Source organism: Comamonas nitrativorans (genome assembly GCF_042654765.1).
GTDB classification, from domain to species: Bacteria; Pseudomonadota; Gammaproteobacteria; order Burkholderiales; family Burkholderiaceae_C; genus Comamonas; species Comamonas nitrativorans.
Window position 1 is genome coordinate 348,142 of sequence record NZ_JBHSEW010000001.1, and the last position, 11,849, is coordinate 359,990.

At 67.7% G+C, this 11,849-nt stretch carries 9 protein-coding genes; 8 read left to right on the forward strand and 1 reads right to left on the reverse strand.

Going from position 1 to position 11,849, the window contains the following annotated elements; genetic code table 11:
- Positions 1–102: 102 nt before the first annotated feature.
- Complete coding sequence (locus ACFO3A_RS01700; RefSeq protein WP_377723397.1) at positions 103–1,302, forward strand: DUF2325 domain-containing protein; 1,200 nt, start codon at positions 103–105, stop codon at positions 1,300–1,302.
- On the opposite strand, the gene ACFO3A_RS01705 is transcribed toward ACFO3A_RS01700, so the two are convergent.
- Positions 1,244–2,275: an AraC family transcriptional regulator gene (locus ACFO3A_RS01705; RefSeq protein ID WP_377723400.1), complete on the reverse strand. Its 1,032-nt coding sequence runs from the start codon at positions 2,273–2,275 to the stop codon at positions 1,244–1,246. The genes ACFO3A_RS01700 and ACFO3A_RS01705 overlap by 59 nt on opposite strands.
- A gap of 75 nt (positions 2,276–2,350) precedes the next feature.
- Here ACFO3A_RS01705 and ACFO3A_RS01710 point away from each other — a divergent pair, with 75 nt between their 5' ends.
- The 7 genes from ACFO3A_RS01710 (at position 2,351) to nadB (ending at position 11,774) form a co-directional block, all read left to right on the forward strand.
- Complete coding sequence (locus tag ACFO3A_RS01710; RefSeq protein WP_377723402.1) at positions 2,351–3,961, forward strand: FAD-dependent oxidoreductase; 1,611 nt, start codon at positions 2,351–2,353, stop codon at positions 3,959–3,961.
- Positions 3,962–4,060: 99 nt separating this feature from the next.
- Positions 4,061–5,665, forward strand: coding sequence for a GMC family oxidoreductase (locus ACFO3A_RS01715; protein WP_377723404.1), 1,605 nt, complete (start codon positions 4,061–4,063; stop codon positions 5,663–5,665).
- Positions 5,662–7,119 carry a coniferyl aldehyde dehydrogenase gene (locus ACFO3A_RS01720; protein ID WP_377723406.1) on the forward strand — a complete coding sequence of 486 codons (1,458 nt, stop codon included), beginning with the start codon at positions 5,662–5,664 and terminating at the stop codon, positions 7,117–7,119. Before ACFO3A_RS01715 ends, ACFO3A_RS01720 begins: the two co-directional genes overlap by 4 nt.
- 78 nt (positions 7,120–7,197) lie before the next feature.
- Positions 7,198–8,853 (forward strand): acetolactate synthase large subunit, encoded by a 1,656-nt coding sequence (locus tag ACFO3A_RS01725; RefSeq protein WP_377723408.1) that lies wholly within the window; start codon positions 7,198–7,200, stop codon positions 8,851–8,853.
- Between the two features lie 131 nt (positions 8,854–8,984).
- Positions 8,985–9,215, forward strand: a complete 231-nt coding sequence (locus tag ACFO3A_RS01730; protein ID WP_377723410.1) for a DUF3460 family protein — start codon at positions 8,985–8,987, stop codon at positions 9,213–9,215.
- 30 nt (positions 9,216–9,245) lie between these two features.
- Complete coding sequence (locus ACFO3A_RS01735; RefSeq protein ID WP_377723413.1) at positions 9,246–10,118, forward strand: segregation and condensation protein A; 873 nt, start codon at positions 9,246–9,248, stop codon at positions 10,116–10,118.
- Between the two features lie 57 nt (positions 10,119–10,175).
- Complete coding sequence (gene nadB, locus ACFO3A_RS01740; protein ID WP_377723415.1) at positions 10,176–11,774, forward strand: L-aspartate oxidase; 1,599 nt, start codon at positions 10,176–10,178, stop codon at positions 11,772–11,774.
- The last annotated feature ends 75 nt before the right edge of the window (positions 11,775–11,849 follow it).

The following is an 11,849-nucleotide window of genomic DNA, read 5'->3' on the forward strand; positions in this document are numbered from 1 at the left end:
ACAGGCCGTTGCATCTTTCCGGAAAGGGGCAACAAAAAAATCTATGAATGAGATTTATTTTTATTTAGAATACGAATCGTTCTTGTTTTGGAGACTCTTTCTATGTGCGACGCCTGCAGCACCCCCGCCCCCTCGTCCACCGGTTCGCGCCGCCGCCGCTTGTGGGATCTGCCCCAGCAATGCCACTGCCCGGTCATCGGCGTGTGCTTCCCCCTGGCACGGCTGCGCCAGCTGGTACACAAGGCCCTGGCCAACCCGCCCGTGGCCGATGACTACGACATCCACCTGGGCGCAGTGGCCGAATGCGGCAAGCGCACCCGCCTGACCGAGCTGTTCCACAAGGACCTGGAAGCACGTTTCGCCCCGCACATCCGCGCCTTCCGCGCCGCCAAGGATGCCAAGGCCGTCGCCCAGCTCTGGGCCCAGGCCGTGCGGCTGGGGGATGTTTCCGGTGCTTTCTGGGCCGCACTGACCCACCCGCGCTGCGACGACGTACTGCAGGAAGTGCTGCTGCGCGACATGCACATGCTGCAACACCAGGCTGGCGCCGCCGTGCGCGTGGACGTCGCCCAGGTGCAGGCGCTGGCCAGGGAAAACGCCGTCCTGACCCAGGAACTGGGCCGGGTTCAGGAGCGCTGCACCCGCGTGATTACCGAAAAATCCAACGAAATCGAGCATCTGCACACCGAACTGGTGCAGGCACGCGCCCACGCCATCGGCCAGGCCTCGCGCATCACGTTCCTGCAGCAGGATGTCGAGCGGCTGAAAAACGAACTGCCCGAGCATGATCTGGTCGCCAAACTCCAGAAAAAAATAGAGCTGCTGACGCAGCACCAGAGCCAGCTACAGACCCAGAACGCCGAGCTGCGCCACGCCCTGACCCAATCCGAGCGCCTGATCCGCCAGCAAGCCATCGAGGCCCTGCAGCCCGCCCCGGCAGTGTCCGAGCCTGCGCCGGAGCCCGTCTTGCAGCTGCACGCCAAGAAAGTCGTGTGCGTGGGCGGGCGCCACACCAACGTGGCCAACTACCGCGCCGTGATCGAAAAGGCCGGCGGCCAGTTCGCCCACCACGACGGCGGCATCGACGACAAGCACAGCGCCCTGGATTCGGTGCTGGCCGCTGCCGACCTGGTGATCTGCCAGACCGGCTGCATCAGCCACAACGCCTACTGGCGCGTCAAGGACTTCTGCAAGCGCACGGGCAAGCAGTGCGTGTTCGTGGACAACCCCAGCGCCACCTCGTTCAGCCGCAGTCTGCGGGGCGTGCAGCTGGATGCTGCGCCCGCCACTGTGCAGGAGTAAGCCCCGTCCAGCGCCTGAAGGCCCGCCAGAACACCGCCGGTTCGGCAAAGCCCAGTTGCTGGCCGATGTCGGCCAGCGGCTGATCGGTCTGCGCCACGGCCTGCAGGGCCTGCTCGCGCCGGGCGCCATCGAACAACTGCGCAAAGCTGGTGCCCTGCACCTGCAGGCGCCGCGCCAGGGTACGTTCGCTGCACCCCACCGCCTGGGCAGCCAGGGCACGCGTCGGCACATGGCCGCTTTGCAGGCTGCTCGCCAGCCAGGCGTGCAGCGCCTGCCGCCAGTCCGTCCGGGTACTGAGCGCGGCCAGCCGCTGGGTGGCATGGCGATGGTGGTCGTGGGCCCGCAATACATCGGCCTGGGGCAAGGGGGCGTCCAGCACGCCATTGGCCAGCCACAGCCCGCTGAAAGCCTGCTCGAACTGCACAGCACAGCCAAACGCCGCGTGGTAACCGGCCAGCGGGCCGATGCGCGGCTGGTTGAACTGCACGGCCTGCGGCACCAATGCCCGCCCGGCCAGCCGCCGCGCCAGCGCCAGCACGGTGGCCAGCACGGCCTCGATCTGGTGCGGGCTGAACGGCAGCACCCCCTGGCGCGGGTGGTAGATGAGCCAGCTGGCCTGGCTGCCCGCCAGCATCTGAAAGCGCCCGCCATCGCTGATGAGCCGCTGGTATTTCTGCACCCAGCCAATCGCCGCACGCAGGCTGGCGGCCGACTGCAACACATCGCCCACCACGCTGAAATTGTCCAGCCCCGCCTGGGCGCCGACTTTCAGGCCAAAGCTGGCGTCCCCGGTGCATTGCACCGCCGAGCGCCACAGGCGGGTCAGGTGGTCCATGGGCCAGCGCTCGCGCTCCAGCGCATCGGGGGGCAGGCCCGCCTGCGCCAGCAGTTGCTCGCGCGGCACGCCCAGTGCCTCGGCGGCGGCCAGCACGGTGTTTACCCAGCCTAGCGAGGCGGTGGCATCCAAAGTCAATTTTTCTGTCCTTCAAAGTCAATCACGAGCCATCTTAACGGGCTATCGTGCAGAACATTCCAAGGAGACATGGACATGGCGGCAGAAAAAAAAGCCGACGCCCTCATCATCGGCGGCGGGCTGGCAGGAATCGTCACCGCGCTTGAATTGCTGCGGGCAGGCCGGCGCGTCACACTGGTCGATCGCGATACGCCCGAACGCCTGGGCGGCCTGGCGCTGTGGGCCTTTGGCGGCATGGCGCTGGTGGGCGCGCCCCTGCAGGCCAGGCGCAAGATTGCCGACAGCCCCGAACGCGCCCTGGCCGACTGGCTGCGCTTTGGCGAGCTGGCCGAGGATGACCACTGGCCCCGGCAATGGGCCCGCTACTACGTGGAGCAATCGCGCCCGCAGGTGTACGACTGGCTGCTGGGCGAGGGCATCCGCTTCATGCCCGCCGTGAATCTGGTCGAGCGCGGCATGAATAGCGACGGCAACAGCGTGGCGCGGTACCACATCGTCTGGGGCACGTCGCGCTTCATGACGCTGCGGCTGATCGCGCAGATGCACGCCGCAGGCCAGGGCGGGCGGCTGACGGTGCTGCACCGCCACCGTGTCACGGCGCTGGAACATGCAGGAGGCCGGCTTTCAGGCGCAGTAGCGGTCGATGAGGCCACGGGGCGGGAAATCCGTTTAAGCGCCTCTGCCGTGGTGCTGGCCACAGGCGGCATCAACGGCGGCCACGAAGAAGCGCGGCGCAACTGGCCCCCAGATCGGCCCTTGCCAAAAACCATGCTCAACGGCGCCCACCCGTTTGCCGACGGCCGCCTGCACCACTGGACGGCAGACACGCTGGGCGCACGCATCACCCACGCGGGGGAGATGTGGAACTACGCCGCCGGTATTCCGCATCCATTTCCGCACTTTCCCGGCCACGGCCTTTCCTTGATTCCGTGCAAGTCGGCGCTGTGGCTCAACCACCGGGGCGAACGCATCGGCCCCGAGCCGCTGGTCACCGGCTTTGACACCCATTGGCTGTGCCAGCAGGTGGCCGCGCAGACGCAGCCCTGGACGTGGCAGCTGCTCAACCGCCGCATCGCCCTGAAGGAATTTGCCATTTCCGGGGCGGAGCACAACCCGCGCATCCGCGACCGGCAGTTTCTGCGCTTTGTGAAGGAGACGCTGCTGGGCAACCACCGCCTGGTCGATCAGATGGCGCAGCAAAGCCCGCACTTCATCGTGGCCGATACGCTGACAGAGCTGGCAGGCCGGATGAACCAGCTCACCGCCTCGCACGACATCCGGGTGGAGCAGTTGCAGGCCACGGTCAATGCCTGGGATGGCCTGTTTGCCCCCGGCGGCCAGCCGGACAGCGACAGCCAGGTGCGCCGCATTTTGGAAGCCAGAAAGTGGCAGCCCGACCGCCTGCGTACCTGCGCCCCCGCACCGCTGCAACAGCCGGGCGCGGGGCCGTTCATCGCCATCCACACCCAGCTCATCACGCGCAAAAGCCTGGGCGGGCTGCAAACCGATCTGCACAGCCGCGTGCTGGATGGCAGCGGCCAGCCCATCAACGGCCTGTACTGCGTGGGCGAGGCGGCAGGCTTTGGCGGCGGCGGGGCATCGGGCAAGCGCTCGCTGGAAGGCACGTTTCTGCCGGGCTGCATCCTGACGGCACGGGCCGCAGCGCGGAATATTGTGGGTCATTAAAAAACAGAGCTTATACCGATGGTATCTATTGGATTTCAGATAGTTATCAATCTGAAATCGTTTGTTTATCAGCGGAAAAAGCTATCAATATAAGGAGACATGATGGAATTCGACTACCTCGTCATCGGTGCAGGTTCCGCCGGCTGCGTGATTGCCAGCCGCCTGACCGAAGACCCGGCCACCACCGTCTGCCTGGTCGAAGCGGGCGGGCCGGACAGCAGCGCCTTCATCCGCGCCCCGCTGGGTTTCGTGGCCGAGGCGCGGCTGCCCCGCCATTCCGCCCACTACGCCACCGTGCCGCAGCCGGGCCTGCATGGCCGCCAGGGCTTTCAGCCGCGCGGGCGCGTGCTGGGCGGCAGCAGCGCGGTGAACGCCATGATCTACTGCCGGGGCCACCGCAGCGACTACGACCACTGGGCGGCGCTGGGCAACCCGGGCTGGGATTACGACAGCGTGCTGCCCCTGTTCAAAAAGGCCGAGGACAGCGCCTGCTTCGGCGCCAACGACTACCACGGCGCGGGCGGCCCATTGGGTGTGGACTGGCTGCGCAGCCGCTTTCCCACCACGCAAGCCTTTCTGCACGCCTGCGCCGCGCAGGGCATTGCGCCCACGCCGGACTACAACGGCGCCCGGCAGGAAGGCAGCAGCCCCGTCCAGGCCACGCAGCGCGGGGGCGAGCGTTGCAGCGCGGCCCGCGCCTACCTCGCGCCCCATGTGCAGCGCCCCAATCTGCAGGTGCTGACCCGCACGCAGACCCTGTCCATCGTCTGGTCAGGCCACCGCGCCGTGGGCGTGCGTGTGGTGCAGGGCAGGCAGGAGCGCGTGCTGCGGGCGCGGCGCGAAGTGGTGCTATCGGGCGGCGCCTACGGCTCGCCCCAGCTCCTGATGTGTTCGGGCATCGGCCCGGCGGCGCAGTTGGCCCGGCACGGCATTGCCGTACTGCACGCGCTGCCGGGCGTGGGGCAGAACCTGCAGGACCACATCACCGCCTCGCTCAACTGGCACAGCCCCGGGAGCGAGGCGGGCTTCGGCATCTGCCCCTCGGGCGCCGTGCAACTGCTGCGCGGCATCCGGGAATGGCAGCGCCAGCGCAGCGGCCCCATCACCAGCAACGTGGCCGAGGCCGTGGCCTTCCTGCACACCGCGCCGGGCCTGCGGGCCAGCGACATCCAGTTCACCTTCGTTGCCGCCATGGTCGACGACCACAGCCGCAAACTGCACTGGGGCCACGGTTTTGGCCTGCACGTCACGCTCACGCACCCCGAAAGCCGGGGCGAAGTGCGCCTGGCCAGCGCCGATACGCGCGACAGCCTGCTGATCGACCCGCGCTACTTCAGCGCCCCGGACGACCTGCCGCACATGGTGCGCGGCGTGCAAAAGGGGCTGGCGGTAATGAACGACCCCGCCCTGGCCCCCTGGCGCGGCGCGATGGTGCGCCCCCTGGCAGCGGACGACCCCGAGGCCATCGCCGAGGAAATGCGCCGCCACGCCGATACCGAATACCACCCGGTCGGCACCTGCCGGATGGGGCCGGCCAGCGACCCGCTGGCCGTCGTCGGCCCCGACCTGCGCGTGCATGGCGTGGACGGCCTGCGCGTGGCCGATGCCGCCATCATGCCGACGCTGACCACCGGCAACACCAACGCCCCCAGCATCATGATTGGCGAGAAATGCGCCGAGCTGTTGAAAGGAAGCCACCCATGACCCCCTTCTTGCCCCCCGCGCCAGACCATCTGCCCGCCGTGCTGCGTGACACTTTTGCCGCGCAGCGGGCCGCCTTCCAAAAGCAGCGCAACCCCGGCCTGCAGGAGCGCCGGGCCGACCTGCGCCAGCTGCACCATCTGCTGCGTGACCACCGCGAGGCCATCGTGCAGGCCATCGCCCAGGACTATGGCAGCCGCAGCCGCTTTGAAACCCTGCTCACGGAATTGCTCCAGGGCCAGGAGGCCGCCCTGGCCGCCATGCGCCACCTCAAGCGCTGGATGCGGCCGCAAAAGCGCCGCCTCGACCCCACGCAGTACCCGCTGGCGCGGGCCTTCACCTTTGCCCAGCCGCTGGGCGTGGTGGGCATCGTGGTGCCGTGGAATTTTCCGATCGCCATGGCCTTTCAACCGCTGATCTGCGCCTTTGCCGCAGGCAACCGGGCCATGGTGAAGATGTCGGAAAACTCCGGCCACCTGGCGCGGCTGCTGCAAAAAATCAGCCCCGATTACTTCCCCGCCGACAAGCTGGCTTTTCTGGCCGACGACGACGCCGGGCCGGGGCAAAGCCTGGGGCCGCTGTTCACGCAACTGCCGTTCGACCATCTGTTCTTCACCGGCTCGCCGCAGACCGGCAAGGCCGTGATGGCCAACTGCGCCGCCAACCTGACGCCGGTGACGCTGGAGCTGGGCGGCAAGTCCCCGGCCATCGTTGCGCCGGACTTTCCGCTGGACAAGGCGGCCGAGCGCATCCTGTGGGTGAAGCTGCTCAACGCCGGGCAGATCTGCACCAATGTGGACTACCTGCTGCTGCCCGAGGGCAGCGAGGAAGCCTTCATCGCCCACGCCCGGCGCATTGCAGCCGAGCGCTTTCCCGACCTGCTGGGCGGCGACTACACCGCCATCATCGACCAGCGCCAGTACGGCCGCCTGCAGGCCGTGCTGCAGGACGCCGTCGCTCAGGGCGCCCGCATCGTGCCGCTGCTGCCGGGCCAGGCAGGCGATGCCGCGCGGCGCATCCTGCCGCCCATGCTGGTGCTGAACGTGACGGAGCAGATGCAGATCCTGCAACGCGAAATCTTCGGCCCGCTGCTGCCCATCCTCACCTACCGCAGCAAAGAGGAGGTGCGCGACTACATCAACGCCCGCCACCACCCGCTGGCCCTCTACATCTACAGCCACGACCGGGCGCTGCAAGATTTTTACCTGGCGCAAACACTCTCGGGCGGCGTCAGCATCAACGACAGCCTGATCCACACCGGCCTGCACGACCTGCCCTTTGGCGGCGTGGGCCACAGCGGCATGGGGCATTACCACGGCTACGAGGGGTTTCTGACCTTTTCCAAGCTGCGCCCGGTGTTCCGGCAAAGCCGCTGGCGCACGGTGGATCTGCTGATGCCGCCCTATGGCCAGCGGGCCTACCGGTTGCTGAACTTCATGTTCTGGCGCAACCGTTGAATTTCAAGCCAAAACGGCCTTGAACGCTTATCCAGAAAGCGGAAGAAGCTATCCATAAAGTGACAAGGAGATTACGCCATGAACGGTGCCCATGCCCTGATCCACACCCTGGCCGATGCCGGCGTCGAAGTCTGCTTCACCAACCCCGGCACCAGCGAGATGCACTTCGTCGCCGCGCTGGACGCCGAGCCGCGCATCCGTGCCGTGCTGGCGCTGTTCGAGGGTGTCGCCACCGGCGCGGCCGACGGCTACGCCCGCATGGCCGACAAACCCGCCGCCACGCTGCTGCACCTGGGCTGCGGCCTGGGCAACGGGCTGGCCAACCTGCACAACGCCCGCAAGGGCAAGGTGCCGGTGGTGAACATCGTCGGGGACCACGCCACCACCCACACCCGGTACGACGCGCAGTTGCAGTCCGACATCGAAACCGTGGCCCGCAACGTCTCGCCCGGCTTTGTGCGCACCGCCCAATCCACCGCGCAACTGGCGCAGGACACGACGGATGCCATCGCCGCCGCCCGGGGCCTGCCAGGGCAGGTCGCCACCCTCATCCTGCCCGCCGATGTGTCGTGGGGCGAAGGCGCGGCCCCCTGCGCCCCGCCGCCCTTGCCGCAGCCGCCAGCGGCAGACAGCGCCACGTTGCAGACCATTGCCCAGCACATCCGCAGCGGCCAGGCCACCGCCCTGTTGCTGGGCCCCCAGGCGCTGCGCGAACGCGGCCTGCTGGCGGCCGCCCGCATTGCGGCAGCCACCGGCGTGCGGCTGCTGGCCGAAGTCTTTCCCACCCGCATGGAACGCGGCGCGGGCCTGCCTGCCGTGGAGCGCATCGCCTACCTCGCGGAAATGGCCGGAGTGCAACTGGCCCCGCTGCAGCACCTGGTGCTGGTGGATGCCAAATCCCCCGTCTCGTTCTTTGCCTACCCCGGCAAGGCCAGCGATCTGGTGCCGCCAGGCTGCCAGGTGCATACCCTGGCCACCCCCGCGCAGGACGCCTGCGCCAGCCTGGAGCAATTGGCAGCACTGCTGGGCGCCGATACCGCAACACCCCGATTGCAAACACCGCAGCGCCCCGCCCGCCCCACGGGCAAGCTCACCGCGCCCAAGGTGTGCAAGGCCGTGGGCCACCTGCTGCCCGAGAACGCCATCCTGATCGACGAAGCCATCACCAGCGGCCTGATGCTGGGGGCCATGACGCAAGGCGGCCCGCGTCACGACCTGATCACGCTGACCGGCGGGGCCATCGGCCAGGGCCTGCCCAACGCGGTCGGCGCAGCCATTGCCTGCCCCGAACGCCCGGTGATCGCCCTGATCGGCGACGGCACCGCCATGTACACCCTCCAGGCGCTGTGGAGCATGGCGCGGGAAAATCTGAACGTGACGGCCATCATCTTCAACAACGCCAGCTATTCGGTGCTGAACGTCGAGCTGGACCGCGTAGGTGCCAGCGCCGGCGGCCCCAAGGCGCGGGCGCAGCTCGACCTGGGCGGGCCGCAACTGAACTTTGCCCAACTGGCCCAGGGCATGGGCGTACACGCCGTGCGGGCGCAGACCGCCGAGGATTTCTGCACCGCGCTGGAATACGCCCTGGCCCAGCCGGGGCCGCATCTGATCGAGGCCCTGGTGCCCGAGGCGCTGGCCGGTGCCAAGCGCAGGCTGCTGCCCTGGCTGCTCAAATCCCTGCCCGGCCTGCCGCCTGCCATGGCGCAGGCGCTGAAACGCAAAATTGCGCCCTGAATGGCATCCAGCCCTTGTGTAGAAAGCGCTGGAAGCTCTCTTTTTTATCGAAACCGGCCAATTCATGCCCCAAGCCGGGCGCAGACCGTAAAATCCGGCCTTTTGTGCCACCCTGCGCCCGCGCAATTGCCATGTCATTTTTTGCCCGCCCCCACTACACCTCGGACACCACCGACTTCATCCGTCAGCTGAAACAGGACAAACCCCAGCTCGACGCCCAGCAGCAGCAAGGCCGTGGCCTGCTGTGGGACAAGGACGTCGATGCCGGAGTCTGGCAAGACTACCGCGCCGGCAAAGTGGCGCAAAAAGCGTACGTGTACTACTCCTACACCCCGGCTGGTAAACGCACCAGCCCGATGTAAGCCGGCCCACGGTCTGGCCCCACGCCTGCCATGCCGCCCGTGCTGGAAGCCGCCCGCCCCGTGGCGGCCGATACCGCCCCCCTGACCGAACCGACGCCACCTGCGCTGACCGACCAGGTGGCTTTGGCGCGTCTGTACGGCCAGCCGCTGTTCAAGATTCCGCACGACCTGTACATCCCGCCCGATGCGCTGGAGGTCTTTCTGGAAGCCTTCGAAGGCCCGCTGGACCTGCTGCTGTACCTGATCCGCAAGCAGAACTTCAACATCCTGGACATTCCGCTGGTGCAAGTCACCGACCAGTACCTGGGCTATGTGGAAGAAATCCGCAGCCGCAACCTGGAGCTGGCCGCCGAGTACCTGCTCATGGCCGCCATGCTGATCGAAATCAAATCGCGCATGTTGCTGCCGCCCAAGGTCAAGGAGGGCGAGGAAGAAGCCGCCGACCCCCGCGCCGAGCTGGTGCGCCGCCTGCTGGAGTACGAGAAGATCAAACTCGCCGCCCAGCAGTTGAACGACATCCCCCAGCACGGGCGCGACTTCGTGCAGACGCAGATCTTCATCGAGCAAAGCCTGCAGCCGCGCTTTCCCGACGTGGACGTGGCCGAGCTGCAGGCAGCCTGGCGCGACATCGTGCGCCGCGCCAGGCTGGTGCAGCACCATCACATCTCGCGCGAGGCGCTGTCCGTACGCGAATACATGAGCCGGGTGCTGAAACAGTTGCAAGGCCAGCGCTTCGTGCCGTTCGAGGCTGTTTTTGCCCCGCAGGAAGGCTCGGCGGTGCTGGTGGTCACCTTCATCGCCCTGCTGGAACTGGCCAAGGAAAACCTGCTGGAAATCACCCAGGCCGAAGCCTTTGCCCCCATTTACCTGCGCCTGACCTACCTGCCCATCAGCACGGTCTGACGCCCCACCCCGCCAGACCCGCGCGGGCCATGGCGAGAGACTTCTCAAGAGAGTGCCATGACACACACCACCCCCCAGGATTTCGATGTTTTGATCGTCGGCAGCGGCCTGGCCGGCCTGACCGCCGCCCTGCAACTGGCGCCCACGCACCGCGTGGCCGTGATTACCAAGCGCGAGCTGCAGGCCGGCTCCAGCGGCCAGGCGCAAGGCGGCATCGCCGCCGTGCTGGCCGAAGGCGACAGCTTCGATGCCCACGTGCAGGACACGCTGGTGGCCGGTGCCGGCCTGTGCGACATGGCCTCGACCCGCTACGTGGTGGAAAACGCGCCGGACACGATTCACTGGCTGCGCCACCTGGGCGTGCCGTTTTCCGAAGAGGACGGCCACCTGCACCTGACGCGCGAAGGCGGGCACAGCGCCCGGCGCATCGTCCACGCCACCGATGCCACGGGCGCTGCCGTGCAGCAGACCCTGATCGCCCATGTGCGCCAGACGCCCAACATCACCCTGCTGGAGCAGCACACGCTGGTCGACCTGATCACCAGCCGCAAGCTGGGCCTGCCCGGCCCGCAGCGCTGCCTGGGCCTGTACGCGCTGGACGAGGCCACCGACGAAGTCATCACCTTCCGCGCCCCGCACACCATCCTGGCCACGGGCGGGGCGGGCAAGGTCTACCTCTACACCACCAACCCCGACACGGCCACCGGCGACGGCATTGCCGCCGCGTGGCGGGCCGGCTGCCGGGTGGCAAACCTGGAGTTCATCCAGTTCCACCCGACCTGCCTGTACCACCCGAATGAAAAATCCTTCCTCATCAGCGAGGCCGTGCGCGGCGAGGGCGGGCAACTGAAACTGCCGCCCGGCGCAGGCGGCACGCGCTTCATGCCGCAGCACGACACCCGCGAGGAACTGGCCCCGCGCGACATCGTGGCCCGCGCCATCGACTTCGAGATGAAGAAGCACGGCCTCGATTGCGTGCACCTGGACATCTCGCACCAAAGCCCGCAGTTCCTGCAGGAGCATTTCCCCAACATCCTGGCGCGTTGCGCCGAGCTGGGCATCGACATCACGCGCGAACCCATCCCCGTCGTGCCCGCCGCCCACTACACCTGCGGCGGCGTGCTGACCGATCTGGGCGGGCGCACCGACATCGCCGGGCTGTACGCCATTGGCGAGACCGCCTGCACCGGCCTGCACGGCGCCAACCGGCTGGCCAGCAACTCGCTGCTGGAGTGCATGGTGTTCGCCCGCGCAGCGGCCAAGCACATCCAGAGCGCCCCCGCCACCGACCGCCCGCCCCTGCCCGCCTGGGACGACAGCCAGGTCACCGATGCCGACGAGGCCGTGGTCATCTCGCACAACTGGGACGAGCTGCGCCGCTTCATGTGGGACTACGTGGGCATCGTGCGCACCAACAAGCGGCTGGAACGCGCCGCGCACCGCATCGCCCTGCTGCAAAGCGAGATCGACGAGTTCTACGCCCACTTCCACGTCACGCGCGACCTGCTGGAGCTGCGCAACCTGGTGCAGGTGGCCGAGCTGATCATCCGCAGCGCCCAGATGCGCCACGAAAGCCGAGGCCTGCACTTCAGCCGCGACTGGCCCGAACTGGCCGCGCCTGCGGCCTCGACCATCCTGGTGCCCACGGTCAAGTAGCCCGCAGCGCCGCAGGGCGCTTTTCCTACCGGGCTGGGGGTGTTGCCCGTCTTGCCCAGGCCGGCAACACGGCCT